We start from the raw sequence: 26,471 nt of genomic DNA, 5'->3' as shown, positions 1-26,471 counted from the left end.
ATTCTCAAACTAGATGCCGGCCTTCTTGGCGAGCTGAGCGCACGCCTTGGCAGCGGCCTGGGGGTTCTTGGTCTTCAGGAACATCTCCATGATGGAGGCGAAACCGTTCTTGAAGGTGTCGTTGGCGGCAACGCCGTGAGCCAGGGAACCGACCACGCGGTCGCTGTTCCAGTCCTTGGCCGCGGACTGGGAGTACGCGTTGTACTTGGACAGGTCGGAGTCCTTGCGCGCCGAGATGGAGCCCTTGAGCGGGTTGAAGGCGTCGGAGCCCTGCTTGGAGCCCAGGACCTTCAGCCAGGCAATGGCGTTGGCGCGGTGCGGCGCGCCCTTGGGCAGGCCGAAGGAGTCGGCCAGGAACATGAAGGTGCCGGTGGTGCCGGGAGAGGCGATCCAGCCGTACCCGGTGCCGGGCGCCAGCTTCTTGGTGGTGGACATGTAGCCTGCGGCCCAGTCGCCCATGATGTTGAAGGCGGCGCGGCCGTCAACGACCATGTCCGTGGCCTGCTGCCAGGACAGGGAGGAGGCGTCGTCGTTGGTGTACTGGAGGATCTTGCCGAAGAGCTCCCAGGCCTTGACCACTTCGGGGGAGTCGAAGGACAGCTTGCCGGACCACAGGGCATCCCAGTTGTCCGCGCCCATGGAGGCCAGGGCCACGGATTCCCACAAATGGTTGGCGGTCCAGTTCTGGGCCAGGGCCAGGGGCACCACGCCCTGCGCCTTCAGCTTCGGCGCGATGGCCAGGAAGTCGGCCCAGGTCTTGGGCGGCTCGACGCCCCACTTCTTCAGGTTGGCCGGGATGTACCACATGACGTTGGAGCGGTGGATGTTGACCGGCACGGACCAGATGCCCTTGTCGGTGCCGATCAGCTTGATCAGCCCCTCGGGGAAGACGTCCATCCAGCCCTGCTCCTTGAACAGCGGAGTCAGGTCTTCCATGCGGTCGGCCTTGACCCAGGTGCCGATGAGTTCCTGACCGGCGTGGACCTGGAAGGAATCCGGCGGCTCGCCGCCGAGCATGCGGGTCTTGAGCACGGCCTGGGCGTTGACGCCGGAGCCGCCGGTCACGGTGGCGTTGATGACCTTCACGCCGGGATTCTGTTTCTTGTAGATGTCGATCAGGGCCTCCAGAGCCGGGCCTTCGTCACCGGCCCACCAGGAGAAGATCTCCAGTTCACCCTTCAGATCGCTGGCCTGGGCCGCCTGCGGGGCGCCGATGAGCAGCGCGGCCGCAAACACGATCAACATTTTCGCAAAAGCCTTTTTCATACGTACCTCCTAAAGGTTTGCAAACTCCACGTTAACCAATCAAGTATCAAGCAAATCAAGCGGTTGACAAACCGCAAATTTAATAAATAGCTTCTTTCGTCTCCGGGTCGAACAGGACCATCCGGTCGAACTCGAAGCCGATGGGCACGATCTCGCCGGGGTGGGCCAACACCCGGCCCTCGACCTCGGCAAGGAGTTCGTTTTCGCCGTCCACCACGATCTCCAGATGGGATTGGCCGCCGAGGATCTCGGAGACCACCACCTCGCCGTGGCACATCCACTCCTCGGGCAGCTTCTCGATGCGGTCGCCCATCTTGATGGAGTCCGGGCGGATACCCACGAGCACGGGCGCGCCGTCTTCAAAGGCCCCGCCCTGGCTGTCCACCACCGGGAATTTGGAGGGTCCGGCCTGGACGTAGCGACGGCCGTCTTCCACACGGAAGGTCCCCTCCAGGATGTTCATGGGCGGGTTGCCGATGAACCGGGCCACGAACACGTTGGCGGGCCGCTCGAACACGTCGATGGGCGTGCCCACCTGCTGGATGTACCCGTCCTTGAGGATGACGATGCGGTCGGCCAGAGTCATGGCCTCGATCTGGTCGTGGGTCACGTAGATGGTCGTGGTCGCCAGCTTCAGGTGCATCTTGCGCAGTTCCATACGCATCTGGGTGCGCAACTGGGCGTCCAGGTTGGACAAGGGCTCGTCGAACAGGAAGACGTCCGGGTTGCGCACTATGGCCCGGCCCATGGCCACGCGCTGGCGCTGGCCGCCGGACAGCTCGGACGGCTTGCGGTCGAGGTACGGGGTCAGTTCCAGGACCCTGGCCGCCTCGTCGACCTTGGCGCTTATCTCGTCCGCGCCCTTGCCGCGCATCTTCAGCGAGAAGCCCATGTTGTCGCGCACGGACATGTGCGGATACAGGGCGTAGTTCTGGAAGACCATGGCCACGTTGCGGTCCTTGGGCGAGACCTGGTTGACCAGCCGGTCGCCGATGAACACCTCGCCGCCGGAAATCTTTTCCAGCCCCGCGATCATGCGCAGCACCGTGGACTTGCCGCAGCCCGACGGACCGACCAGGACGATGAATTCGTTGTCCTCAATGTCGAGATCGATACCGTGGACCACTTCCACGTCCCCGTACCGCTTGACCACCTTCTTCAATTGCACGTTCGCCATGTTGACCGTCTCTTTTTGCCTGTGCGCAGTGCTGCGCTACTTCACGAAAAATCTGTACAAGATCGTTTGCCTGTATGCCTCGCCGGGGCGCAGCGTGATATCGGAAAAGGCCGCGTGGGCAGGGGCGTCCACGAACCCCTGGGGCTCAAGGCACAGTCCCGACCTCGCACCATAAACCGCTCCGCCCTTGCCGGGCAACCCTTCCGGGATGTGATTGCCCGAGTAGAACTGGACGCACGGCTGCGTGGTCAGGACCTCCAACCCCCGTCCCGAGACCGGCTCGACCACCGAGGCCGCCGGTTTCATCCCGGCTCGGCCGTCGAGCACGTAGCAGTGGTCGTAGCCGTGCCCGTTGGCAAGGGGCACGGAATCCTGCCGGATGCGCGCGCCGATGGCAACCCCGGCCATGAAATCGAGCGGGGTACCGGCCACTTCGCTCAGGCAGCCGGTGGGGATCAGGTCCCCGTCGGTCTCGAGGCAGCGCCGGGCCGGGATGGTCAGGACGTGCCCCAGGCAGTCCGTGCCCGGCCGCCCGCTCAGGTTGAAATAGGGGTGGGCGGTCAGGTTGACCGCCGTGGGCCGGTCCGCTGCCGCCGAAAAGTCCAGACGCAGTCCGTCCTGTGCCAGGGTGTAGACCGCCGAGACCGCCAGGTTGCCGGGATAGCCCTGATCCCCGTCGCGGCTCTCAAAGGTCAGGACCAGCGCGGGCCCGGCCTCGGTCTCGAGGGGGTCCGCCCGCCAGACCCGGCTGTGGAACCCGCCGGCCCCGCCGTGCAGGTGATGGCGGCCGTTGTTGCGGTCCAGCGCGTACTCCCTGCCGTCCAGGACCAGGCGCGCCCCGCCGATGCGGTTGGCCACCCGCCCCACCAGCCTGCCGAAGCAGCAGCAATCGTTCAGGTAGCCGTCCAGCGTGTCGTAGCCCAGGACCACGTCGGCCATGTCGCCTTCGCGGTCGGGCGCGGTCAGCCGGACCAGGGCGCCGCCGTAGGTGGCGATGTCCGCCTCCATGCCCGCCGCGTTGGCCAGGGTGTACAGCTCCACCGGGGTGCCGTCTCCGGTCGTGCCGAAGGGACGCGAACTCAGTTGCATATTCCCTCCCTCGGGGCGGAACTGCCCCGCACGCGCAGCTCGGTAGCGAGCACCACGGTCTCGGGTTCGAAGTCCGCGCCCTCGTCGAACTGGCGCAGCAGCAGGGACACGGCGGTCCGGCCCATGTCGAAGGCGGGCTGGTGCACCGTGGTCAGGCCCGGCTCGATGAGCGCGGCCACCGGGGTGTCGGAAAAGCCCACCAGGGCCACGTCGTCCGGGATGCGTACCCCGGCCTCCTTGAACCGGGTGTACAGCCCCACGGCCACCGGGTCGTTGATGGCCAGGATGGCCTCGGGCAGCTCGTCCAGGGCCAGGTAGCGTTCGGCCCCGGCCCGGCCGTCCTCTTCGCGGTACCCGCCGTGCAGATGAAACTTCTCCTCCAGCGGCAGGCCGTGGGCCTTGAGCGCGTCGCGGTAGCCCTCGAAACGCTTGCGGTTCAAGGCGATGCCCTCCTGCCCGGCCATGTGCCCGATGCGCCGGTAGCCGGATTGGATGAGATGCTCCACCGCGCCGAAGGAGGCCGCGTAGTCGTCCACCACCACCTTGCCGGTGTCCAGCTCCTCCACCACCCGGTCGAACTGGACCAGGGGCACGTGCTGGCGCATGGCCCGGGCAAGGTGCTCGTAACTGGTGGTCTCCGACGAGATGGCGATGAGCAGCCCGGCCACGCGGTTGGCCACCAGGGCCTGGACGTTGAGGATCTCGCGGGCCAGGGTCTCGTTGGACTGGCAGACCATGATGGTATAGCCGTTGTCGTAGGCGAGCTCCTCTATTCCACTGATGACGTTGGAAAAAAAGTGGTGTCGGATGGCGGGGACGATGACCCCGATGACGTTGCTGCGCTTCTTTTGCAGGGACTGGGCGAGCTGGTTCGGGTGGTAGTGGTACTTCTCGGCCGCCTCGGCCACGCGGCGCTTGGTCGCCGGGCTGATGTCCGGGTGGCCGCGCAGGGCGCGGGAGACCGTGGACGGCGACACGCCCAGTTTGCGGGCCAGGTCCTTGATGGTGAACTGGCTCATGCGCCCCCCTCCCCGTCGAGCATGTCGAGTGCGATGCGCTCGAAACCGGGCCTGCGGACCTTGAGGGGCATGACCGCGCCCCGGCCGAAGAGCTCCTCCATGAACGCCGTGTAGGCTGTGAACCGGTCCTCGGGCACGTAGGCCTGGATGGTCCCGGCGAACCCGCCGCCCTGGATGCGGCACGCGCCCTGCCCGTGCAGGAACCGCTCGGTCAGGGTCAGGGCCAGGGGGATGGGCTGGTCCAGGGGATCGGTGGCCGAGATGCAGTTCTGGAGCAGCCGCCAGGAGGAGTCGCCGGACCGCCGGACCAGATCGAGGAAGTCCTCCATGCGCCCGGCGGCCAGGACCTCGGCCTGCTCGGCGGCGCGGTCCGTCTCCTCGATGAAATGGATGAGCCGGAGCACGCCACGGTCCCCGGCGGCCTCGCGGATGCGCGAGGCGTTGTCCAGGACCGCCTCCACGGTCAGCCCGCGTGCGTGCTCCCGCCCCAGGGCGCGGGCGGCCCGCCCCATCTCGTCCGGGATGGCCGCGTAGTCCGGGGTCAGGTCCGCGTGGCTGCCGCCGGTGTCGACCACGGCCAGCCGGTAGCCGGTCCGTCCGAAGTCGAAGTCCACCTCGTGCATCGCGGGCCGGGCCGGGTCCGCGAAGTCGATGGACAGGATGCCCTGGGCCGCGCAGGAAAGCTGGTCCATGAGCCCGCACGGCTTGCCGAAATAGTCGTTCTCCGCCGCGCGGCCCGCCACGGCCAGTTCCAGGGCCGTACACTCGCCGTCGTTGAACAGCTCGCTGAATATCCGGCCGACCAGGATCTCGAAGGCCGCCGACGAACTCAACCCCGCGCCCATGGGCACCTCGCCGTCCACGCAGGCGTCGAACCCGGCCACCTTGCGGCCGGATTCGGCCAACCCGGCGGCCACGCCGCGGATCAGCGCCATGGAGGTGTCCTTCTCCCCGGACCGGGGGGCAAGGTCGCTCACGTCCACGACGATCTCCTCGTCGAACCCCTTGGATTGGATGCGGACCATGTTCCCGTCGCTGGGCCGGGCAACGGCCAGGCAGTCGAAATGCACGGCGGCCGCCAGGACCACACCCAGGTTGTGGTCGGTGTGGTTGCCGCCCAGTTCGGTCCGGCCGGGGGCCAGGATGAGAGCCGCCGGGCCGGGCCCGACGCGGGATTCGAAACAGGCCAGGAGGTCAAGATAGCGGTCGCGCTGGGCCGCGATGTCCACGGACCGGTACAGCTTGACCAGGATCGGGTCCAGGGCTCCGCGTCGCAGGGCCTCGGCATATGCAGCCGCGGTGTCCATTACGCGTCCTCTCCGTCGCCGGAGCCGTCCATGTAGTGGACCTCGGACTGCTCGCGCAGCCGGGCGGCCGCGGACTCGGCGGTCAGGTCGCGCTGGGGCATGGCCATCATCTCGTAGCCGACCATGAACTTCTTGACCGATTGGGAGCGCAGCAGCGGCGGATAGTAGTGCAGGTGGAAATGCCAGTGCGGGTGGTCCCCGCCGTCGGTCGGGGCCTGGTGGATGCCCATGGAATAAGGGAACGAGGTCTGGAAGAGGTTGTCGTAGCGCACGTTCAGGCGGACCATGGCGTCGGCCAGGTCGCGGCGCTGGGCGGGCGTCATCTCCAGGATGTTCGACAGGTGCGCCTTGGGCAGGATCATGGCCTCGAAGGGCCACAGGGCCCAGAACGGCACCAGGACCGCGAACGAGTCGTTCTCGAAGACGAGCCGCTCGCCACGGGCCAGTTCGGTCTCCAGATAGGTGCAGAGCAGGCACTTGCCCTTGTCGCGCAGGTACTCGGCCTGGCGGCGGTCCTCGACGGCCGGGTACATGGGCACGCTGCGGGTGGCCCATATCTGGCCGTGCGGATGCGGGTTGGAACAACCCATGGCCGCGCCCCGGTTCTCGAATATCTGGACGTAGCCGATGTCCTCGCGCCAACCCAGATGGGCGAACTCGTCGCACCACACGCCGACCACCCGCGCGGCCTGGTCCGTGCCCAGGCGGGCCAGGGTCAGGTCGTGGCGCGGGGAATAGCAGATGACCCGGCAGGTGCCGGTTTCGGCCTCGGCCACCAGCAGGCCGTCCGCCTGGGGAGCGAGCCCGGCCTCGGGCTCCTCGGGCAAAAGCGCCGCGAAGTCGTTGGTGAAGACGAAGGTGTCGGTGTACTGCGGGTTGACCGCGCCGCCCGCCCGCCCGTTGCCGGGGCAGAGGTAGCAGTGCTCGTCGTGGGAAGGCAGGGTCGCCCGGTCGGGCGCTTCCTGCTGGCCCTGCCAGGGCCGCTTGGTACGGTGGGGCGAAACCAGCACCCACTCGCCGGTGAGCTGGTTCAGCCGCCTGTGCGGATGGTCCTCGAAAAACATGCCTTCCCCTCAACCTTTGTGATCGCCCCGGAGAGGAAGAATATCCCGAAACTTCCGCCCTCCGGGCCCTGTGCAAACGGCACCGCAAACGTTGCCGCAAACGTTTGCGGTACACCTGAAAAAAGATCACAGAAACGACACTTTGTCAACTGGGGGAGGAGGAAAATCATCACCGGAAAGAGGGCCACCGCGGTCAGTCCAGGCCGGGATATTCCTGCCGGATCCGGTCGTATCGGCCGCTTCGGCGCAGCGCGCGCAGGCCCGCGTTGAACCGCTCCATGAGCGCCTCGGCAAAGGGCAGGCGGCGGCTGAGGAGGAGGTGATTGGTCTCGGTGAAGATCGGCCGGGGATTGCAGGCGACCTGGTCCGCGTCCCCGTCGTCGATGCGGTTCGCCAGGATGAAGAGGCCCACGGCCTTGTTGCAGGCGTAGACGTCCACCCGCCCGGCGATGAGCATCTTCATGCCCGCCACGTAGCTCCCGACCACGTCGAGCTTGCCCTTGCCGCGGGCCAAAACCTCCTCGAAGGGGAACTCCTCGGCGCTGCCCAGGGTGATGCCCACCCGCAGGTCCCGCACGTCCTCAAGGGTGTGCCAGGTGAAGGGGACATCCCTGCGGTGAAAGAAGACCCTGGCCGACTCGAACACCGGATCGCTGAACAGGAACCGCTTCCTGCGCTCCTCCATGGGCAGCCACCCGGCCGACCCCACGGCGGGACCCTGGGCGGCCGTCTCCAGGGCGCGGCGCCAGGGAAGGAACTGAAAGTCGACCGTGATCCCTTCCAGGGCGAAGCTCTCGCGGACCACGCGGTTGGCGAACCCGCCGCCGGGCAGGGAGGCGGAATAGAACGGGGGCCACTCCCCGCTGGTCAGGACGATGGAGCCGGGAAGGTCCTGGGCCGGGCAGGGGAGCGCCCACAGGAGCAGGCACAGTACCAGCCACGCCATCAGGTGCGCCCGAAACCGCCCGTTCCGGAGGTGCCGTGCCGGTGCCACCCCCTACTCCATTACGCGGCCACCTGGGACAGGACCTGGCCGATCACTGCGGCGGCAAGGATGGAAAAGCACAGCCTCGCCTCGGCCTCACCGAAGCGCACGTCGAGAAAGATCACGTCGTCGTGCTGGTAGCTCGTCCCGGCAACGCCGGTCAGGGGGGGCAGTTCCAGGGTCTCGGACAGGTCGAACTGCAGGGGGATCATGCCCTCGCGCTCCGGCCCCGAGGCGGACTGCGACATCTCGGTCAGCGCCAGGGCCATGGGGCCGCAGGCGGACAGGGCCACGGGCAGATACAGCTGGCCGAATTGGAAGAGGCAGACCTCGTGCTCCTCCAGCAGCGTGGCCTCGGGCGGATCGTACAGGACCTGAAACAGATAGGGGCCCTTGCCTTCAAACTCGATTCTCTTGCCTTGATCGGACACGGTTGCCTCCTAGTCCAGGTACGTACAGCAGTAGTCGGTCACGGTGCGGACCTTGAGGCGGAACTTGGCCTCGCCGGGGACGTTGAAGCTCTGGCCCGCGGCCACGATCACCCAGTCGTCGAAGCCGGGCAGCTGAACGGACAGCTCTCCGGCGGTGATCTCCATGAATTCCGGCTTCTGAGTGCCGAACTCGTATTCGCCGGGCAGCATGATGCCGAGCGTCTTCTCGCTGCCGTCGCTCAAGGTGATGGTCCGGCTGGTGACTTTGCCGTCGAAATAGATGTTGGCTTTCTTCTTGATGGTCACGTTGGCGAATGCGGTCATGCTCTCTCCGGTTGTTGTTGGCTGGTTCGCGGGGATATCCGCGCTTGCGTGGTGACGGATTCCGGTTATACTGGGTGGCGGCAATCACCGTCAACCCTGAGGGAGTCCATGAAGAAAATCCGCATAGGCGTGCTGTCCACCGCCAAGATCGGCCGCACCAAAGTCATTCCCGGCATGCAGAAGGCCGGACGCTGCGAAGTCGCGGCCATCTGCTCGCGCAACGAGGAAGCCGCACGCCGGGCCGCCGAGGAGCTGAATATCCCCAAGGCGTACGGCAGCTACGAGAAACTGCTGGCCGACCCGGACATCGACGCGGTCTACATCCCCCTGCCCAACCATCTGCACGTGGAATGGACCCTCAAGGCCATGGCCCGGAACAAGCACGTGCTCTGCGAAAAGCCCATGGGGCTGAACGACGGCGAGGTCAACCGGGTAATCAACGCCATGGCCCTCAACCCCGAGGTCAAGGTCATGGAGGCGTTCATGTACCGCCTCCACCCGCAGTGGGTGGAGACCAAACGGCTCATCGACGAGGGCGCCATCGGCAAGCCTACCTCGATCCAGTCCTTTTTCTCCTACTTCAACGCCGACCCCGGCAACATCCGCAACAAGGCGGACATGGGCGGCGGCGGGCTCATGGACATCGGCTGCTACCAGGTTTCCCTGTCTCGCTTCCTGTTCGACGCCCAGCCCCGGCGCGTGCTCGGCTGGATGGACAGGGACCCCGAGTTCGCCACGGACCGGACCTTCTCGGGCATGCTCGACTTCGGCGGCAGGCTGTCCGCCTTCACCTGCTCCACCCAACTGGCCCCCTACCAGCGGGTCAACGTCCTGGGCGAAAAAGGCCGCATCGAGATCATCATCCCGTTCAACGCCCCGCCGGACGCGCCCACCGAAATCCTGCTCCAACAGGACGGCGAAACGCGGACCCTCACCTTCGATGCCTGCGACCAGTACACCCTCCAAGGCGAAGCCTTTGCCGAAGCCGTGCTCGACGACAAACCCGCGCCCATCTCCATCATGGACACCTTCGCCAACCAACATACCGTGGACGCCCTGTTCAAAAGCGCCGAAACCGACAACTGGCAAAACTGCTGACCCGTCGTCGCCTCCGGCGGCCAGGGGAAGGAGAGAGGGCACCCTTTGGAAAAGGGCTTCCCTCTCTCCCTTCCCTGGATCCCCGACTCCCTCTCACCCTCCTGAACTTCTTGTGCCGCTTCGCGGGGGCTATAGCTCGTGAAAGCTCGACTTTCTTGCCCTCCCCGGTTCGAAACGCCGCCCTCTCATGTTCACTCAACCCGCGCCCTTCCTGGCGGCGTGGGCAACCGTCCCGAAGCTTTCGCGCCGGGCGGCCTTCCGAGCACCATGGACGCCCGGCGCGAAAGCTTCGGGACGCCGCACAACCGCGCGCAGCCATTCCGCCCGCACACCAGTACGCCCCCGCCCCTCACGCCCTGCCGAAGGCACGCAAGAGTTCAGGAAAGGATCGGGATGGAGTCTGGGAAGGGAAGGAAAGCCCTTTTCAAGGGTTTTCCTTCCCTTCCCAGCCGCCGGAGGCATCTTCCTATTTCGCGGGGATGTAGGTCACGCCGGTGGTGGGCAGCGGCTTGAGCATGCGTTGTTGCCGGACGTATTCGATGAAGGCCTGGGCGTCGACGAAGCCGGTGTCGTAGCTGGACGCGGCGTCTTTGAGGACCGCGTAGCCGTCGCCGCCCGAGGCGAGGTAGGAGTTGGTCACCACGCGATAGGTGCGGGCCGGGTCGAGCGGGGTCCAGTTGCCCTCGAGGTCGAGGGTGTCGACGCACAGCACGCGCTGTCCCTCGGGCCGGCGCATGTCGGCGGTGTAGCGCGCCCCGCCCACGTAGGGGAAGGCGCCCTCGCCGCGGTCCACGCCGGTCTCCAGGGCCTGGCGGACCTGCGCGCCAGTCAGTTCGAGCAGGACCAGGGTGTTGCTGAAAGGCATCAGGGTATAGGCCGTGCCCATGGTGATGTCGCCCTGGTCCACGGATTCGCGCACGCCGCCCGCGTTTTGCAGGGCGATGTCCGCGGGCTCGCCGGTGGCCTTGAGCCGGGCGAGCATGGCCTGGCAGACCAGGGGCGCGATCAGGCTGCCCCGGGGCAGGGGCTCGCCGGTGTCGGTCGTACCGGGCACGCGGATGTGCGGCAGTGGCAGGACGGCCTCGCCGATGACCTCGGTGCGCATGGCCTCGACGCCCTCGCTGAACGGGCCGAGGAACTTGCGCGCGGCCGGGTCGGCGGGCACCACGGCGGCCTCGGGGTTGGTCGCGATGAAGGCGAGCAAATCCTCGCGAGCCGCACCCTTGACCTCGACCTTCTGCCCGGCGTCGTTCTTGCGCTTGAAGCCGTCGGCCAGGATCAGGAGGGGCTTGCCCTCGGCCTTGGTGACGCGGCCGGCGTCGTCGAAGGTCAGGTCCAGGCGGCCGAGCACACGGCCCCATTTCCAGGCCGTGACCACGTACACGTCGTTGCCGTCCGCGCCCTTGACCACCGTGGGATAGGCGCCCGCCGGGCGCAGCCCCATGGCCTCGATGCCGGAGTTGCCGAGCAGGGTGTGCGAATGCCCTCCCACCACGACGTCCACGCCGGGCACGGCCGCGGCCAGGCGCTTGTCCGCTTCGTAGCCCTCGTGGGTCAGGAGCACGATCTTGTTCACGCCGCGCGCCTCAAGCTCGCGCACGATGAGGGTGGCCGCATGAACCGTGTCGGAAAACTTCACGTCGCCGGGGCTGGAGATGAGCTTGGTCTCCGGGGTGATCAGGCCGATGACCCCGATCCGGTCACCGCCGCGCTGAACGATCACGTAGGGCCGGATCCGCGCGGCCAGGGCCGGGACCGCCGACCCGTCCAGGTTGGCGCAGACCACCGGGACCTTGGTGTAGGCGAGGAGCTCGGCCAGGTATGGTGCGCCCCGGTCGAACTCGTGATTGCCCGGCGCAAAGGCGTCGAAGCCGAGCCGGTCCAGGAACTCCATCTCGGGCCTGCCCCCGTACTTCATGTAGTAGAGGCCGCCCTGCACCGCGTCGCCCGCGTGGAGCAGAAGGACGTTGCCATCTTCGGCGCGGACGGCGTCCACCGCGCTCTTCAGGCGCGTCCAGCCGCCCAGGCGGCAGTAGGTTGACGCGCCCTGCGGGGCGATCTTGTCGGCCGTGGCGTCCAGGTAGGAGTGGGAGTCGTTGACGTGCAGCAGGGTGACGTCAAGGGCGCGGGCCGTGACCGGGCAGAATACAATGATGGCGGCCAGGACAAGTCGGGCAAAAGAGCGTATCATGGAAACCTCCGGCTAGTACGGCCTGCGTACCAGCATTCCCGGCAAAATGGAATGGCCGGGAGGGCCCGGCGGGACCGCCGTCCGCTGTGTGAACAATTGTGACAATTCCGAAACGCGCATTGTATTGCGGCGCGTTTTCCCGGTATGGTCGTAACACTCATTCCCAAGGGAGATTTTCCATGAGCAACGACATGACCATCAGCAGATATCTCGACCCCAAGGAGTTGGCCGCCTTCTTCCGCGAGCTGGCCGACGCAGTGGAGAACGGCGGCCACGACGAGTTCGCCTGCGTGGACGACTTCCGCAAGATCAAGATCGGCGTGAAGAACGAATACGGGCAGATCAGCCTCAAGGCCAAATTCAAGGCGGCCAAGCCGTGCGCACCCGACGTCGTTGGCGAGGACGGCGAAATCGTCAAGCCCAAGTACAAGGACCTCAAGAAACGCATGCGCGGCAGCTTCAAGATACTCGTCAAAATGATCCACGACGGCAGCGTGCCGCCCAGGGAGGCGGTGGACGCCTTCCTGGCCGACGCGGCGCTCATGGTCACCTACCCCGGCTACGGGGACGAGTATTACGAGAGCTTCGGCAACGTCTGCGCGGAGTTCAAGACGGCCTTCGATTCCGGCGACCTGGAGAAGATGCACGCGGCCGTGGACGCATTGGTCCACGAAAAGAGCCGCTGCCACGCGAAGTATGATTGAAACACCCGACCCCGGATCATGCCCATGAAACTGATCAAGACCGACCCCAAGACGTGCGACTGCCGGACCATCCCGGTGGAGGTCACCGAGGAGATCACCGAGGCCGATGAAAAGCGGTTCTTCGACGTGGTCTCCACAGACCTCGAACCGTGGCAGGTGGAGCAGGTGATCGCGCCGTCGAACGTGTACGTGCGCCAGGAGGTCCTGCTGGCCGCGCACTGGCACCCGGAGTTCGTGCCCATGGAGCACATCCGCGCCAGGGTGGACGCCATGTTTCCCAACCGCACGGACGAGCTGCTCATCCCCACCCAGCACAACCAGCTCATGAGCCGGGACGGCTACACCGGGGTGGAGGTGGACTGCTTCTCGTCCGGCTTCAACCGCAAGGTGCAGCTCCTGCTGCACTTCGCCAACGAGCGGGTCGAGGACGCGGGCGTACTCAAGTCCATGCTGGCCCACACCTTCAAGTACCGCTCGGGCCAGTTGTTCGAGTTCATGCACACCATCACCAAGCCCGACGAGGCGCGCATCGAGCGGGCGGCCAAGTCCACGGGCGCCGATCGGGAACTTATCGATTTCGTGCGCATCAACGTCTCCAAAGTGGAACAGTTGCTGGACAAGCACTGGACGGATGTGCCGCGTCTGTCGGTCAAGAACAAGCTCTTGCGCAACTGGTTCGACGCCATGCGTTCCGATCTCGGCGACACCGTGGCGGACCGCGTCCAGGCGTATCTCAAGGCGGTCAAGAAGCTGGTCAAGGAGGGGTTCGACCTCTCCTTTTTCTATCGGGCCAGCGAAATCATCGAAGAGGTCCGGTCCTTGGGCGGCTGCATCGTCATCCCCCACCCGGAACAGTTCTGGCCCATCCTGCTGCGCAACTACGACGTGGACGGCATCGAGGTCTGGAACCCCCAATCGCAGGAATACACGGAGTTTCTGATCTCCGTTGTCAACGAACAGAACGCGCGGCGCACGTCCGGCAGGGACAAGCTCATCTTCATGGGCGACGACTGCCACATGGGCGAGAAGACCAAGCCCGAGGAACAGCAGGACCCGGAAAAGGCGGGCCGGGAGATCGGCTACCAGCCGGCCTGGGAGGACCTGCGCATCCGCAAGAAGCTCATCGTCAACAACATCTCCAGACGCTCGGTGATCAAGGAGTACAAAGCCCGCCTGGCGGGATAGGCAGGCAAGGACATCCCATGGCAGAAGAAAAATTCGTATTCGATTCCCTCCAGGACTGCGAGTCCATCAAGGAATTCCTCGAATCCCTGATCGACGGATTCGAGAAGCACTCCATCGACCTGTCCACCAACGGCAACGAAATCCACCTTGCCCCCCAGGGGTTGCTCAATTTTACGGTCAAGGCCAAGAAGAAGGGGGCCGAGAACAAGATTTCCATCAAGGTGTCCTGGAAGGACGCCCCCTCCATCCAGTCGGCCGAAGACGCCTTCCTCAAGGTTCGTTGAGCCCATGATGACATTCGAAGGACTGGACGAGAACTTCAAGTTCATCGTCTTTGAAGTGGAGAACCAGGCCCGCTCGACGCAGAAGTTCATGGACGCCCCTTCCCGGAAGCGGTACGCCAAGATCACCTCCCGCGACGACTACATCGACAACCTCAAGACGATCATCGAGAACAAGTGCTATTCGCGCATCCACTCGGACCAGACCCTGGACAAACGGCAGCTCAACAAGATCCGCGCCATCCAGGTCATCTGCGTGAACCTTGAGAAGATCGCCGACTATTTCGTCAACATCGTCAAACAGATGCAATATCTCGACGACCAGTCCTTCGTGCAGCGCTACGACTACACCGAGGTCTTCGAGATCATGCTCTCCCGGCTGGGCGCCATCCTGGACGCCTACCACCGCGAGGACATGTCCAAGGCCCTGTACATCTGCAAGGCCGAGCCCATGCTCGACGACGTGTACAAGGTCCGCTTCGACCGGGTCATGAACGAGATGGGCATGGGCCGCGACGCCCAATCCCTGGTCACGGTGCTGTTCATCTTCCGCTATTTCGAGCGGGTGGGCGACGCCCTCCTGAACATCGGCGAGGCGATCATCTTCTCCCTGCTCGGCGAGCGCATCAAGATCGAGCAGTTCGAGGCCTTGCAGCAGACCCTGTCCAAGTCCGGATTCAGCGACTCCTTCTCCGACATCGACTTCAGCGCCATCTGGGGCACGCGCTCGGGCTGCCGCATCGGCAAGGTGGAGCAGCGCGAGGCCGAGCTGACCTCGGAGGAGAAGAAGCAGGGGTCCATCTACAAGGAGGGCAACCTGGAGAAGATCCGCAAGGAGCGGGAGTCCATCCAGCGCTGGAAGCAGCTCTTCCCGGACCTGGTGGCCGACATCTACGGCTTCCACGAGGACGCGGACAAGGGATCCATGCTGGTGGAGTTTCTCAACGGCTGCACCCTGGACGAGGTCGTCCTGTCCGGCGACGACGAGTTGATCAGAAACGCCCTGTTCATCCTGGAAAACACGGTGCTCGAGACCTGGACCAAGACCATGGTCGAGCTGCCCATCAAGACCAACTACATGTGGCAGATCCAGTCCCGGCTGGAGGGCGTGCTCCAGACCCACCCCGAGTTCTGGCGCGCCCCCAAGTCCCTGGGCGGGTCCGAGGTCCGCTCCACCGAGGCCCTGCTCTCGGCCTGTGCCGACGCCGAGGACGAGCTGGAAGCGCCCTTCTCGGTCTTCATCCACGGCGATTTCAACATCAACAACGTGGTCTACAACCACGAGGCCCAGCAGGTACACTACATCGACCTGTACCGCTCGCGGGACTTCGACTACATCCAGGACGCCTCGGTGTTCATGGTCTCCAACTTCCGCATGCCCATCTTCGACAGCTACCACCGGCAGCGGATCAACTCGGTCATCAAGCATTTCTACGGGTTCATCCGGGAATTCGCCCAGCGGCACGGCGACCGCACGGTCCAGGCCCGGCTGGCCTTCGCCCTGGCGCGCAGCTTCTACACCTCCACCCGGTTCGAATTGAACTTCAAGTTCGCCAAGGAGATGTACAACCGGTCCATGTTCCTGCTGGAAAGAATCGATCAATACCGGGGCGGGACCTGGGAGCAGTTCTCCCTGCCCGAGGACGTCCTCTACTACTAGGCAAGCAAGGAGCCGTTTCGTGAAGATAGGAGTCATAGGCATCGAGGGCGGCTGGTCCTCCGAGAAACTGGCGGACACCGTGGCCGAAAAGACCGGCGGCGAGCGCGTGCTCATCAACATGGAGGACGTGCGCCTGGACCTGCCCTCGGGCAACGCATACTACAACGGCCACAACCTGATCGACTTCGACGCCCTGATCATCAAGAAGATCGGCGCGCGCTACTCCCCGGACCTCCTGGACCGGCTGGAGGTGCTGCGCTACCTGCACGAGCGCGGGCTGAAGATATTCAGTTCGCCCTACGCCATCCTGCGCGCCCTGGACCGGCTGTCCTGCACCATCTCGCTCCAGCTCAAGGACATCCCCATGCCGCCCACGACCATCACCGAGTCCGTGGACCAGGCCCTGGTGGCGCTTGAAAATTACGGCGAGGCCGTGTTCAAGCCGCTGTACACCTCCAAGGCGCGCGGCATGTCCGTGCTGAAAGACGGTCCGGACGCCCGGGCGGCCATCGAGGAATACCGGGCGGAAAACCCGATCATGTACATCCAGAAGACCATCGACCTGGGCGACCTGGACCTGGGCATCGCCTTTTTGGGCGGCGAGTACCTGACCACCTACGCCCGGTGCAAGACCAACGGGGCGTGGAACACGACCACAGCCTCGGGGGGCAAGTACCGGCCCTACGAGCCCGCGCCGGAGATCATCGAGCTGGCCCGCAAGGCGCAGGCCGACTTCAACCTCGACTTCACCTGCGTGGACGTGGCCATCACCGACGACGGCCCGTACGTCTTCGAGGTCTCCGTGTTCGGAGGCTTCCGGGGCATCCAGGAAACCAGCGGCATAGACGCCGCCGCGCGCTACGTGGACTACGTCATGGAGAAACTGCAATGAAGCTGACCGGCACGACCCGCAGGGAGCTGGCCGAGGCCGTGAAAGTGGCCTGCCCGGCCGACCGCGAACTCTTCCTCGACCTCGGCGGCTGCCGCATCCGGGTCCTGAGTTCCACGGACGCACTGAACGACGCCCTGGCCGACTATTTCAAGGAATTCCTCACCGGCAAGGGCGACCCGCAGATCGTCGTCTCGGCCCACGAGGCCCCGGCCCCGGAATGCAACCTGGCCTTCAAGGTCAAGCAGCCCGACCCCGGCAAGACCAAGATCAAGGAGGAGTGGGTTGACCTGCCCGACGGGCGCATGGTCCGCAAGCGGTTGACCGGCATGCACTTCCTGTTCGGCCGGGGCGAGAACGTGGCCGTGGGGCCGTGCCTGGAGAACGCCAACCAGGTCATCAATTTCGTCAACAACCGGTTCATCGAGTGGAAGCTCAACCAGGGCGGGTTCCTGGGCCACGCGGCCGGGGTGCGCTCGGGCGGACGCGGCATCTCGCTCGCCGGATTCTCGGGCGCGGGCAAGTCCACCCTGGCCCTGCACCTGATGAGCCGGGGCACGACCTTCATCTCCAACGACCGGATCATGGTCGAGCCGAACGGCGAGGGGCTGGTCATGTTCGGGGTGGCCAAGCAGCCTCGCATCAACCCCGGCACGGCCCTGAACAACCCGGACCTGCACTGCATCGTGGAGCCGGGCCTGCGCGAGAAGTTCCTGTCCATGCCCCAGGACGAGTTGTGGCAACTGGAACACAAGTACGACGCGCTCATCGACGAGTGCTACGGGCCGGGCCGGTTCGAGCTGCGCTGCCCCATGGACGCGCTGGTCATCCTCAACTGGCAGCGGGACGATTCGCCCATGCGCGCACGCCTGGTGGACCCCAGGGACCGCACCGATCTTCTGCCCGCGTTCATGAAGTCCACCGGGCTGTTCTACCTGCCCGACGATCCGGCGCGCCGGGACGATCCGTCCGTCGAGGCCTACGCCGACCTGCTGGCCCGGACGAATCTCATCGAAATCTCCGGAGGCGTGGACTTCGACCGTGCTTCCGATGTATGCTTGCATTTCATGGAAACCGGCCGCCTCCCGGCCAACTGACGGAGCGGACAGTGCGCATTCGAGTCACCAGGGACGTCACCATCCCGGACCCCCGCAAGCTTGAGCAGTTCAGGCGGGCTCCCGAGCTCGGGCCGTCCGTGCTCTTCTTCAGCGGCGGCACGGCCTTGCGCGACACCTCCCGAGAACTCATCCGCTACACCCACAACTCCATCCACCTGATCACCCCGTTCGACTCGGGCGGCAGCTCGGCGATCATCCGCGAGGCCTTCGCCATGCCCGCCGTGGGCGACATCCGCAACCGGCTCATGGCCCTGGCCGACCAGTCCATCAAGGGCAACCCCGAGATATACAACCTGTTCACCCACCGGCTGCCCAAGGACGGCGACCCCAAGGCCCTGCGCGCCGAGCTGGACGCCATGGCCGCCGGGGTGCACCCCCTGGTCCGGCGCATTCCGGACCCCATGCGCAAGATCATCCGCAACCATTTCTACGAGTTCCTGGAGCGCATGCCCGCGGGCTTCGACCTCAGGGGCGCGTCCATCGGCAACCTGGTCCTGACCGCCGGATACCTGTCCAACCGCCGCCAGCTCGACCCGGTCATCTATCTCTTCTCCAAGCTGGTCCAGGTCTGCGGCGTGGTGCGCCCGACCGTGAACAAGGACCTGCACCTGGCCGTGCGCCTGGCCGACGGCGAGACCATCGTGGGCCAGCACCTGATAACCGGCAAGGAGGCCGCCCCGCTCGCTTCGCCCATCGAGGACATCTGGCTGACGCCCTCGCTCGGTTCGACGGAGCGCGTCCACACGTCCATCCGCAACAAGATCAGGGATTGGATCGGCAAGGCGGACCTGATCTGCTACCCGCCGGGCAGCTTCTATTCCAGCGTGGTGGCCAACCTGCTGGCCGACGGCGTGGGCCGGGCCGTGGCCGCCAACACCTGCCCCAAGATATTCGTCCCGTCCACGGGAATCGATCCCGAGACGCCGGGCATGTCCGTGGCCGACCGGGCCGAGGTCCTGTGCCGCTACCTCCGGACCGACGCCGGAGCCGGCGACGGCGAGGTCCTGGGCTACATCCTGGTGGACGCCAGGCACGGCGAATACGTGGGCGGGATCGACAAAAAACGACTCGAAGAGTGCGGTTTCACGGTGATAGACGGGTCGCTCGTCACGGACCGGAGCGGTTCGGACATCGACGGGCGCGTCTTGAGCGAATTTTTGCTGTCGCTTTGCTGACGGCCAACCGAAAGGAGGTTGCGAACGTGGAAAAGCAGAAGATCAGTGTCAAGAAGGTTCTGGAATACAAGGATGCCGTGTCCTACATCGAGGACCTGGCCAAGAGCTTCCGGTCCGGCACCGTCGTGCTGGAGAGCGGCGAGGAACACGTGGTCATGAAACCTTCGGCCCAAGTGGCCATCAAGGTCGAGGCCAAGGTCAAGAACGACAAGCAGAAGATCGGCTTCGAACTGAGCTGGAGCGAGGCCTCGGGCGCAGAACTGAAGATCGGCGACACGCAGCCCGAGACCGTGCCCGCCGTCCAGCCCGAGGGCGGCGCACCCGCGGTGCAGCCCGAGGCAAAGCCTCCGGCGGCCAAGGAACCCGCCATGGCTCCCGCCAGGACCGAAGCGGCCAGGACGCCCGCCAAGACCGCCTCCGAAGTCCCGGCCAAGGCCGAGGCCAGCCCCAATCCCGAAACCAAGGACGCCGCGCCCAAGAAGGCAGCAGCCCCCAAAGCCGCCGCCCAAAAGACCGCGACCAAGAAGGCACCCGCCAAGAAAAGTGCGGCCAAGAAACCCGCCGCCAAGAAAGCACCGGCCAAATCCGCCGGGAACAAATAACACACGGCGCCCAGGCGCATTGTGGAGAAACGACCATGACAGAAATACACGACCCTTGTTTCGAATGGACCGAGGTAGTCGACCTGTTCGGCATTAAAGAGGAGAATCCCGAGATGCTCGATGCCGAGCGCGACAGAATACTCGAACGGATCAACGCCCTGACCTACCGTTACGGCCGGGAATACGTCATCAAGAAGATAACCCTGCAGACCACGCACTAGCCACCCCCCGGAGTCTCATGCGCACTATCGCCGTTTTGAACCAGAAGGGAGGCGTGGGCAAGACGTGCACCGCCGTGAACCTGGGAGCCGCCCTGGCCCGCCAGGACCGGCGCGTACTGCTCCTGGACCTCGATCCCCAGGCGCACCTGACCTACTCCCTGGGCATCATGGCCCACGAACTGCCCCGGACCATGGGTGCGGTGCTGATGCGCGAATGCCCGCTCGAAGCCGTGACCATGGAGGTCGGATCGCTCAAGGTGGTCCCCGCCTCCGTGGCCCTGGCCGGGACCGAGGTGGATCTGGCCTCGGCCACGGACCGCGAGACGCGGCTGCGAGACGCCCTTGCCCAGGGCCAGGACTATGACTTTGCCATCATCGACTGCCCGCCCAACCTCGGCATGCTGACCCTGAACGCCATGGTCGCGGCGGGCGAACTGCTCGTGCCGGTGCAGCCGGAATTCCTGGCCCTGCAATCGCTCGGCAAACTCATGGAAACGGTCAAGGCCATCCGCAAAGGCTGGAACCCCGGCCTGGCGCTGTCCGGGATTCTCATGACCCGCTACCAGCGCACCCGCAAGCTCAACCGGGAGATCCGGCGCAAGATCAAGGACTACTTCGGCGACGCCCTGCTGGAAACGACCATACGCGACAACATTTCCCTGGCCGAGGCGCCCAGTTTCGGCAAGGACATCTTCACCTACAAACCCCGCAGCCACGGGGCCGCCGACTACCGGAACCTGGCCCTGGAACTGCTCCGCAGAGGTACTCCATGAGCGACGAGAGACTCGGGACCAATCCCCTGGACTGGGTCACCCCCGACGCGGCTCCGACAGCGGCCCCCCGGACACAGGAACCCCGCCCGTCCGGCCAAACCACCCAACCCGCCCCGGCCTGCGCCGCGAAAAACGCCGAACCGGCCGCCCCGCGCACACCCTTATTCCAGGCCGCCAAAAGCAACGAGGAGATGACTATGGGCAAAGGCAAGATCAAGATCGAACAGACCATGGATACGCCCCAGGTGATCGCCTACCTCAAGGACCTGGCCGACTCGCTGGAATCCGGCGTCATCCGTGCCGAAAACGAGGAAGGAACCCTGGTCCTCGGCGTGCCCGACACCATGCAGGTGGAACTCAAGCTCGCCCGCAAGAAGAACAAGGCCAAATGCGAAATCGACCTCGAATGGCTCGACGACGGCTCCCAGGCCGAATCCCTCAAAATCTCCGGCGACTAGCCACCACCATGTGATAACCAAAGCGGCCCGGCACTGTCGTGCCGGGCCGCTTCGTTGCGCCTCCGGCGGCCGGGGAAGGGAGGAAAACCCTTTGAAAAGGGTTCTTCCTCCCTTCCCCGGACCTCCATCCCTCCTTCTCCAAGCCTCTTATAGCCGCTTCGCGGGGTGCTTCCACCTTTTCCTGCCATGCTCTCCTCGACTTCCCTGCCTGGAGCGCCTTTAGGACAAAGCCCCAAGCAGCGGCTCTCCTCCCTCCCCAACTCAGGCGCAACCGGCCCTCTTTGGAGCGATTCGGGTGCTCCCGGCACCCGACAGCGGCTCTCTCCCTCCCACGCCCCGCGTAACCCTCCCTCTTTGGAGCGATTCGGGTGCTCCCGGCACCCGACAGCGGCTCTCTCCCGCGCTGGCACGGATCAAGGCTTTCGAGAGTGGGCCAGCTGTGCATTTTCTTCCGGGGGGCTTTCACCGCAGCGTAGCCGTCTACGTGAGGATGAAAGCCCCCCGGAAAAAATGTGCAGATGGCCCGCTATCGGAAGCCGAACGCGCTCCGACAAGCGTAAAAAAAGGGCCCCGGCAACACCGGGACCCTTGTTTTTACGCTTGGCAGGAGCGCGCTTACTTGATGAAGAGCATTTCCTGGTAGCTGGGAAGCGGCCAGAGATCGTCGGCCACGATGCCTTCGAGGCTGTCGGCCACTTCGCGAACGGCGAGCATGGCGGGCAGGGTCTTTTCAACCTTGTACTTGGCGTCTTCCTCGACGGTCTTGAAGTCGTCCTTGGCCACGATCTTTTCCAGAGCCACAATGCCCTGCTGGAGGTCACGCAGCTTGTCGGTGACTTCCTGGAGCAGAATGGTGCGGGGCTCGATGCCGGCGGCCTTGATGGACGCGGCGACCTGGGCCAGTTCGCCCTGGTAGCGGATGGCGGCGGGCAGGATGATGGTCTTGGCGACCTTCACGGTCAGCAGGGACTCGGTGACGATGTGCTGGCAGTACTGCTCGTGGTAGATCTCGTAGCGGGAGTGCAGTTCGTCCTTGGACAGGACGCCGTACTTCTCGAAGACCGCGACCACGTCCTTGTCGATGATGGCGGGCAGCGCGTCCGGGGTGGTCTTCAGGTTGGGCAGACCGCGCTTGGCGGCTTCCTTCTGCCAGGCGTCGGCGTAGCCGTCGCCGTTGAAGATCACGTGGCCGTGCTTTTTCATGATGCCCTGCAGGACCTTCTGGCAGGCTTCCTTGAGGCCGGCCTTCTTGCCGCCGGTGATCTTGGTGATCTCGTCGGTGATGAAGTCCAGGGACTCGGCCAGGATGGTATTCAGGGCCACCTGGGCACCGGCGATGGACTGGTTGGAGCCGACCGCGCGGAACTCGAAGCGGTTGCCGGTGAAGGCGAACGGGGAGGTGCGGTTGCGGTCGCCGGAGTCCATGGGCAGCGGGGGCAGGGTGTCGACGCCGAGCTCAAGGCAGCCCTTGGACTTGCAGCCCTTGAGGTCGCCGAGTTCGATCTGGTTGAAGATCTCGGCCAGCTCTTCACCCAGGAAGATGGAGATGATGGCCGGCGGGGCCTCGTTGGCGCCCAGGCGATGGTCGTTGCCGGCAGAGGCGACCACGGCGCGGAGCAGCTTGGCGTATTTTTCCACGGCGCGGATGGTGGCCGCGGTGACCGCCAGGAACTGCATGTTCTTGTGCGGGGTGTTGCCCGGGGAGTACAGGGACCCCTGGGAGGGGGTGGAGATGGAGTAGTTCAGGTGCTTGCCCGAGCCGTTGATGTTGGCGAACGGCTTCTCGTGCAGCAGGCAGGCCATGCCGTGCTTCTTGGCCACGGACTTCAGGGTGGTCATGACCATCTGGTTGTGGTCGGTGGCCAGGTTGGACTGCTCGTAGACCGGGGCGATCTCGAACTGGCCGGGGGCCACTTCGTTGTGGCGGGTCTTGACCGGCACGCCCAGCTTGTACAGCTCACGCTCGACCTCCATCATGAAGGAGAGCACGCGGCGCGGGATGGCGCCGAAGTAGTGGTCGTCCAACTCCTGGCCCTTGGAGGGCTTGGCGCCGAACAGGGTTCGGCCGCAGACCATCAGGTCGGGACGGGCGAAAAAGAAGTTGCGATCGACCAGGAAGTATTCCTGCTCCGGACCGGCGTTGGACACGACCATGGAGCCGTCGTCGGCGCCGAACAGCTTGAGGAAGCGGCGTCCGGCCTTGTTCAGGGCCTGGTTGGCGCGCAGCAGCGGGGTCTTCTTGTCCAAGGCGTGGCCTTTCCAGGAGACGAAGGCGGTCGGGATGCACAGGAAGGTGCCGTTGGGGTTTTCGAGGATGTAGGCCGGGTTGGTCATGTCCCAGGCGGTGTAGCCGCGGGCTTCGAAGGTGGCGCGCAGGCCGCCGGACGGGAAGGAGGAAGCGTCGGGCTCACCCTGGATGAGCAGCTTGCCCTCGAATTCGGCGATGGCGCCGCCCGCGCCGTCGGGGTTCAGGAAGCTGTCATGCTTCTCGGCGGTCAGGCCGGTCAGCGGATAAAAGACGTGGGTGTAGTGCGTCGCGCCCTTGCCCATGGCCCATTCGCGCATGGCGGCGGCCACCGGACCGGCCACGGAGGGGTCCAGCTTCTCGCCGTTCATCTTGGTCTTCATCAAGGACTTGTAGACTTCCTTGGGCAGCATGGCCTTCATGACTTTTTCGTTGAAGACATTGGAGCCGAAGATTTCGGACGGGGTCGTCTCCGCGAAATTCAGGGTCTCGATGCTGGGTTGGTAGTTGGTCACCGCATTGATTGCGTTCTGACGAGTCTGGTATCCGCTCATGTAATACTCCTTCAGGCATGTAAATATGGGTTTTCCGGCGTCCGGCCGGGCCAAGGGGCGCCTGACCCTTGTAGTCTAGACGCCCTTTATACCAAGTTATATGCCAAACAATGAAAATGCCGTATATCCAGACAGATACGCTGAAGCCATTTTCGGACGACGCGCTTTTTACTACGAAAATGTAGTTTCACCCCGGTTTTTCGCCCTTTCACCATGACATTTTTGTGAAAAAAAACACATTTTTTCACAACCATGTCATTTCATTCCCAAAGTCCTTGACGGAAATGGAAAGAAAAAAAATACGTAACCTTGGGCACTTCGGAGAAGCCGGCAGGCCCGGCGGAGCGGTCCGCGGGAAAAGCACAAAATGGTATCCGGGCCCTCCCGGGCCGATACCGCCCGGACGGGGTCAGAACGGAGCCGGGGAGACGAATTCCAGGGGGGCGCGGGTAACCGGGTGGCGGAAGCGCAACAGCGAGGCGTGGAGCTTGAGCTGGCCCGGTCCGGTACCGGTGCCGTAAAGGCGGTCGCCCACGATGGGGAAGCCCAGCCCCTTCTCGTGGGCCGAGTGCAGTCGGAGCTGGTGGGTCCGGCCGGTGTGCGGCATGAATTCCACACGGGTGCGGCCGTCTTCCACGGAGAGCTTGCGCCAGCGGGTCACCCCGCGCTTGCCGTTCACCGGGTCGTAGACCTGGTACGGGCGGTTGTCCGGGTCCAGGCGGAACTTCAGCTCGATGGTCCCGCCCTGCCCGTCGACCACGCCGTCTATGAGCGCGATGTACCGCTTGCCCACCAGCCGGTCCATGAACTGGCCGGACAGGTCGCGGTGGGCCTCGGCGGTCAGGGCCAGGGCGAGCAGGCCCGAGGTGTCCTGGTCCAGGCGGTGGACCGAGGGCTGGTCGATGCAGCCGGGGTAGCGGGCCTTGACCCGGGCGACCACGCAGTCCTGGTTGGCCTCGCCCTTGCCCGGCACGGACAGCAGGCCGGACGGCTTGTCCACGACCACGAGGACGTCGTCCTCGTAAACCACGTTCAGCCCTTCGGGAATGTTCACGCGCCCTCCAGGCCGCAGAGCATGAAGCCGAGGATGCGGCCGCACTTGTCCAGGCAGGACGGATAGAACCGGCCGTGCTCGCGGGTGCCCGAACGGTTGGTCCGGCCGAAGTAGAACTCGGCCAGCCCCTGCGGGGTGAGGCCGTGGGTGGCGGCATAGCCGAGCAGCTTGGGCGCGCAGCAGTCGCCCGTGCCCGTGGGCGCGTTCCCCTCGGGGTGCACGGCCAGGGGCAGGGGCACGGTCTCGCCCCGGAAATTGGGCAGCCGGTACATGGCGTGGATCTCCTGCATCAGGGTCGCGGACGCTTGCCTGCGCTCGCGGACGAGCCGGTCGCGGGCGGGCGACGCCGGGGGCAGCCCGTCGATCTCGCGGCCCAGGGCCTTGATGCGCTGCTCGGCCTCGAGGGTGTCCCGCCGGAACCGGGCAGTATCCACGAGCGGGGGGGCCCAGCCGTCCACCTCCCAGACCCCGTCGTACTGGCCCGAGAACGCCTTGAGCACAACGGTTTCACCCTGCGCGTCGCGGGCCGCGAGCACGCCGAACATCTGCCCCCCGGCCTGGCCGTGCAGATACTCCGTGGAGAGCCTGGGATCCGGCTCGGGAGCATCGAAGTCGATGCGCCCTTCGGCCTCCATGCGTTCGAACAGGTCGAGCGCCGGGCCGCGCGCCGGGCCGACCGGCAGGGTGTGCTCCCGGCCGCAGCGGACGCACCAGCCCCGGCAGGCGACGGCGGGGTCGAACTCCCCGGCGGGACGGATTGATGTGGATTGCATGATGAAAACGCCCCGCCGCCCTTGGGCGGCGGGGCGGATCTGTCGATGGGGGGGAAGTGCGCTCGCCCTACTTGAGATTCAGGCCGGCGGCGCCGCGAAACTCCACGGAGACGATCTCGTATTCGATGCGTCCGCGCGGGGCGTCCACGATGACCTCGTCGCCCTCCTCCTTGCCCAGGATGGCCTGGCCCATGGGGGAGAGCACGGAGATGGAGCCCTTCTTGTGGTCCGCGTCGTCCGGGCCGAGCAAGGTGAAGGTGCGCCGTTCCTCGGTATCGATGTCCTCCACCTCCACGGTGGCCCCGAAGATGGCCCGTTCGCCGGAGAGGGTGTCCAGGTCGAGCACGTCGAACAGCGGCATGTGCGAATTGATGTAGGTGATGCGGGCTTCGAGCATGCCCTGCCGCTCGCGGGCGGCGTCGTATCCGGCGTTCTCGGAAAGATCACCCTCGGCGCGCGCTTCCGCAATGGCCTGGATGATGGCCGGCCGCTGGGCCTTCAGATCTTCCAATTCCTGGGAGATCTTCTCAAATCCCTGTTTCGAAATGGGAATGCGATCCATGGTCAAAAAACCTCTCTAAAGTGTATTCTCAGCCGGGAAGTAAAAAAGATACAGGCCGCGCGGCAATCCTTGAAAAAGCTGCGCGGCTGCATGTTCGTCAATCCAACTGACTGCTTGTTCAAATAGAACATCCGAACGCCATGGTCAAGTGGGCCGCTTCTCCCCCGCGTGGAGCGCGCCGGGCGGCCGTACATATCCTTAATCGAAACAACAAGCTGTTGACACGACCCCGGCTTCTAATCCAAGAATAGACTTTTGCGGGAGTC

General features: G+C 65.1%; 26 protein-coding genes. 12 read left to right on the top strand and 14 right to left on the bottom strand.

Features of this window, described 5'->3' with window-relative positions:
• Positions 1 to 9: 9 nt before the first annotated feature.
• The 9 genes from V8V93_RS06305 to V8V93_RS06265 form a co-directional block, all read right to left on the bottom strand.
• Complete coding sequence (locus tag V8V93_RS06305; RefSeq protein WP_338669511.1) at positions 10 to 1,266, bottom strand: ABC transporter substrate-binding protein; 1,257 nt, start codon at positions 1,264 to 1,266, stop codon at positions 10 to 12.
• A 79-nt stretch (positions 1,267 to 1,345) separates the two neighbouring features.
• Complete coding sequence (locus tag V8V93_RS06300) at positions 1,346 to 2,443, bottom strand: ABC transporter ATP-binding protein (RefSeq protein ID WP_338669510.1); 1,098 nt, start codon at positions 2,441 to 2,443, stop codon at positions 1,346 to 1,348.
• Between the two features lie 36 nt (positions 2,444 to 2,479).
• Positions 2,480 to 3,532 carry an aldose epimerase family protein gene (locus V8V93_RS06295; protein WP_338669509.1) on the bottom strand — a complete coding sequence of 351 codons (1,053 nt, stop codon included), beginning with the start codon at positions 3,530 to 3,532 and terminating at the stop codon, positions 2,480 to 2,482.
• Positions 3,523 to 4,551 (bottom strand): LacI family DNA-binding transcriptional regulator, encoded by a 1,029-nt coding sequence (locus V8V93_RS06290; RefSeq protein ID WP_338669508.1) that lies wholly within the window; start codon positions 4,549 to 4,551, stop codon positions 3,523 to 3,525. The genes V8V93_RS06295 and V8V93_RS06290 overlap by 10 nt, the downstream gene beginning before the upstream one ends.
• Entirely contained in the window at positions 4,548 to 5,858 is a 1,311-nt protein-coding gene (locus tag V8V93_RS06285) for a galactokinase (RefSeq protein WP_338669507.1), read from the bottom strand. The genes V8V93_RS06290 and V8V93_RS06285 overlap by 4 nt, the downstream gene beginning before the upstream one ends.
• Positions 5,858 to 6,922, bottom strand: a complete 1,065-nt coding sequence (locus V8V93_RS06280) for a UDP-glucose--hexose-1-phosphate uridylyltransferase (RefSeq protein WP_338669506.1) — start codon at positions 6,920 to 6,922, stop codon at positions 5,858 to 5,860. The genes V8V93_RS06285 and V8V93_RS06280 overlap by 1 nt, the downstream gene beginning before the upstream one ends.
• A 193-nt stretch (positions 6,923 to 7,115) precedes the next feature.
• Positions 7,116 to 7,868, bottom strand: a complete 753-nt coding sequence (locus tag V8V93_RS06275) for a substrate-binding periplasmic protein (protein ID WP_338669505.1) — start codon at positions 7,866 to 7,868, stop codon at positions 7,116 to 7,118.
• A gap of 59 nt (positions 7,869 to 7,927) precedes the next feature.
• The gene (locus V8V93_RS06270) at positions 7,928 to 8,338 is read right to left on the bottom strand and encodes a hypothetical protein (protein ID WP_338669504.1); all 411 of its coding nucleotides are present in this window, start codon (positions 8,336 to 8,338) and stop codon (positions 7,928 to 7,930) included.
• Positions 8,339 to 8,347: 9 nt separating this feature from the next.
• A complete protein-coding gene (locus V8V93_RS06265) occupies positions 8,348 to 8,662 on the bottom strand; it encodes a pyrimidine/purine nucleoside phosphorylase (protein ID WP_338669503.1) in 315 nt (104 codons plus the stop codon).
• Positions 8,663 to 8,770: 108 nt separating this feature from the next.
• On the opposite strand from V8V93_RS06265, the gene V8V93_RS06260 reads away from it, so the two are divergent.
• Positions 8,771 to 9,760 (top strand): Gfo/Idh/MocA family protein, encoded by a 990-nt coding sequence (locus V8V93_RS06260; protein ID WP_338669502.1) that lies wholly within the window; start codon positions 8,771 to 8,773, stop codon positions 9,758 to 9,760.
• 466 nt (positions 9,761 to 10,226) lie between these two features.
• On the opposite strand, the gene V8V93_RS06255 is transcribed toward V8V93_RS06260, so the two are convergent.
• A complete protein-coding gene (locus V8V93_RS06255) occupies positions 10,227 to 11,951 on the bottom strand; it encodes a bifunctional metallophosphatase/5'-nucleotidase (protein WP_338669501.1) in 1,725 nt (574 codons plus the stop codon).
• Positions 11,952 to 12,130: 179 nt separating this feature from the next.
• On the opposite strand from V8V93_RS06255, the gene V8V93_RS06250 reads away from it, so the two are divergent.
• Genes V8V93_RS06250 through V8V93_RS06200 form a run of 11 tightly spaced genes read left to right on the top strand, consistent with a single transcriptional unit; the run spans position 12,131 to position 21,017 of the window.
• Complete coding sequence (locus tag V8V93_RS06250) at positions 12,131 to 12,655, top strand: GAK system XXXCH domain-containing protein (RefSeq protein WP_338669500.1); 525 nt, start codon at positions 12,131 to 12,133, stop codon at positions 12,653 to 12,655.
• Between the two features lie 24 nt (positions 12,656 to 12,679).
• Positions 12,680 to 13,840, top strand: a complete 1,161-nt coding sequence (locus V8V93_RS06245; RefSeq protein ID WP_338669499.1) for a hypothetical protein — start codon at positions 12,680 to 12,682, stop codon at positions 13,838 to 13,840.
• A 17-nt stretch (positions 13,841 to 13,857) separates the two neighbouring features.
• Complete coding sequence (locus tag V8V93_RS06240) at positions 13,858 to 14,124, top strand: amphi-Trp domain-containing protein (RefSeq protein ID WP_338669498.1); 267 nt, start codon at positions 13,858 to 13,860, stop codon at positions 14,122 to 14,124.
• Between the two features lie 4 nt (positions 14,125 to 14,128).
• Positions 14,129 to 15,781, top strand: coding sequence for a phosphate signaling complex PhoU family protein (locus tag V8V93_RS06235; RefSeq protein ID WP_338669497.1), 1,653 nt, complete (start codon positions 14,129 to 14,131; stop codon positions 15,779 to 15,781).
• Between the two features lie 19 nt (positions 15,782 to 15,800).
• Positions 15,801 to 16,673: a GAK system ATP-grasp enzyme gene (locus V8V93_RS06230; RefSeq protein ID WP_338669496.1), complete on the top strand. Its 873-nt coding sequence runs from the start codon at positions 15,801 to 15,803 to the stop codon at positions 16,671 to 16,673.
• Complete coding sequence (locus V8V93_RS06225; RefSeq protein WP_338669495.1) at positions 16,670 to 17,767, top strand: HprK-related kinase B; 1,098 nt, start codon at positions 16,670 to 16,672, stop codon at positions 17,765 to 17,767. Before V8V93_RS06230 ends, V8V93_RS06225 begins: the two co-directional genes overlap by 4 nt.
• A gap of 11 nt (positions 17,768 to 17,778) precedes the next feature.
• A complete protein-coding gene (locus V8V93_RS06220) occupies positions 17,779 to 18,963 on the top strand; it encodes a GAK system CofD-like protein (RefSeq protein ID WP_338669494.1) in 1,185 nt (394 codons plus the stop codon).
• A gap of 26 nt (positions 18,964 to 18,989) precedes the next feature.
• The gene (locus V8V93_RS06215; protein WP_338669493.1) at positions 18,990 to 19,565 is read left to right on the top strand and encodes an amphi-Trp domain-containing protein; all 576 of its coding nucleotides are present in this window, start codon (positions 18,990 to 18,992) and stop codon (positions 19,563 to 19,565) included.
• Positions 19,566 to 19,600: 35 nt separating this feature from the next.
• The gene (locus tag V8V93_RS06210) at positions 19,601 to 19,786 is read left to right on the top strand and encodes a hypothetical protein (RefSeq protein WP_338669492.1); all 186 of its coding nucleotides are present in this window, start codon (positions 19,601 to 19,603) and stop codon (positions 19,784 to 19,786) included.
• 17 nt (positions 19,787 to 19,803) lie between these two features.
• The gene (locus V8V93_RS06205) at positions 19,804 to 20,559 is read left to right on the top strand and encodes a ParA family protein (protein ID WP_338669491.1); all 756 of its coding nucleotides are present in this window, start codon (positions 19,804 to 19,806) and stop codon (positions 20,557 to 20,559) included.
• Positions 20,556 to 21,017: an amphi-Trp domain-containing protein gene (locus V8V93_RS06200; RefSeq protein WP_338669490.1), complete on the top strand. Its 462-nt coding sequence runs from the start codon at positions 20,556 to 20,558 to the stop codon at positions 21,015 to 21,017. Before V8V93_RS06205 ends, V8V93_RS06200 begins: the two co-directional genes overlap by 4 nt.
• A gap of 615 nt (positions 21,018 to 21,632) precedes the next feature.
• Here the strand turns inward: V8V93_RS06200 and V8V93_RS06195 are convergent.
• From V8V93_RS06195 to greA, 4 genes are all read right to left on the bottom strand, one after another.
• The gene (locus tag V8V93_RS06195; protein WP_338669489.1) at positions 21,633 to 23,816 is read right to left on the bottom strand and encodes a glutamine synthetase III; all 2,184 of its coding nucleotides are present in this window, start codon (positions 23,814 to 23,816) and stop codon (positions 21,633 to 21,635) included.
• 409 nt (positions 23,817 to 24,225) lie between these two features.
• A complete protein-coding gene (locus V8V93_RS06190) occupies positions 24,226 to 24,870 on the bottom strand; it encodes an RluA family pseudouridine synthase (RefSeq protein ID WP_338669488.1) in 645 nt (214 codons plus the stop codon).
• Positions 24,867 to 25,643, bottom strand: coding sequence for a hypothetical protein (locus V8V93_RS06185; RefSeq protein WP_338669487.1), 777 nt, complete (start codon positions 25,641 to 25,643; stop codon positions 24,867 to 24,869). Before V8V93_RS06185 ends, V8V93_RS06190 begins: the two co-directional genes overlap by 4 nt.
• Before the next feature lie 67 nt (positions 25,644 to 25,710).
• A complete protein-coding gene (gene greA / locus V8V93_RS06180; RefSeq protein ID WP_338669486.1) occupies positions 25,711 to 26,205 on the bottom strand; it encodes a transcription elongation factor GreA in 495 nt (164 codons plus the stop codon).
• Positions 26,206 to 26,471: the final 266 nt, after the last annotated feature.

Origin of the sequence: Pseudodesulfovibrio sp. 5S69 (assembly GCF_037094465.1) — a bacterium.
In the GTDB taxonomy this organism is placed as follows: domain Bacteria; phylum Desulfobacterota; class Desulfovibrionia; order Desulfovibrionales; family Desulfovibrionaceae; genus Pseudodesulfovibrio; species Pseudodesulfovibrio methanolicus.
Note: the sequence above shows the minus strand (reverse complement) of the source record. Positions and strands in the feature narration are given on the sequence as shown.